The sequence below is a fragment of the Chitinimonas sp. genome (assembly GCF_041904975.1).
Lineage (GTDB): Bacteria > Pseudomonadota > Gammaproteobacteria > Burkholderiales > Chitinimonadaceae > Chitinimonas.
Genome location: NZ_JAYRLZ010000278.1, coordinates 1 through 687, shown reverse-complemented (window position 1 = coordinate 687; position 687 = coordinate 1). Strand labels below are relative to the sequence as shown.

Genomic DNA, 687 nt, shown 5'->3' with positions numbered 1-687 from the left:
ACCCTGTATCACGACAGCCTGACCGGCCTGCTCAACCACACCAGCACCAAGCAAAGGCTGGAAGGCGCCGTCAATGCAGCACAACAGGAACATCAGCCGATCAGCGTGGCGATGATCGATATCGACCATTTCAAGCGGGTCAACGACAACTACGGCCACCCGGTAGGCGACCAGATCATCCGCAGCCTCGCCTGGCTACTGAAGCAGCGCCTGCGCAAAAGCGATATTGTCGGCCGCTACGGCGGCGAGGAGTTTCTGGTAGGTTTGCCCGGCACCAATGCCGAGCAGGCAATGATGGTGCTTGACCGTATTCGCTGTGACTTTGGCCAGATCAAACATCCATTCAATGAGACCTGGTTCAACACGACCTTCTCGGCCGGTGTCGCCAGTTTTCCGGAAATTGCCAGTACCGAGCAATTGATCAAGACGGCGGATGAGGCCCTCTATCTGGCCAAACGCGGCGGTCGCAACCGCGTCGAGCTCAAGTAGTCTGACTGCGGTTGATCGACGCTCCGTGCGACTCGAACAACATCCAGACAACAAAAAACCCGGCCTTGGCCGGGTTTTTCACAATTCGCTCGAAACGAATTAAACAGGCTTGATGTTCGAAGCTTGCTTGCCCTTAGGGCCGGTGGTCACGTCGAAGGAAACCTTCTGGTTTTCTTGCAGCGACTTGAAACCGTTCGA

The 687-nt window shown here is 56.0% G+C and carries 2 protein-coding genes; one reads left to right on the top strand and one right to left on the bottom strand.

The features are described 5' to 3' along the window. The coding region (locus ACE3OH_RS18770; protein ID WP_374356797.1) for a GGDEF domain-containing protein at positions 1-489 on the top strand (489 nt) is incomplete at its 5' end. Positions 490-588: 99 nt separating this feature from the next. Here the strand turns inward: ACE3OH_RS18770 and ACE3OH_RS18765 are convergent. Beyond that, on the bottom strand, positions 589-687 hold a 99-nt coding region (locus tag ACE3OH_RS18765), incomplete at its 5' end, for a cold-shock protein (RefSeq protein WP_374356809.1).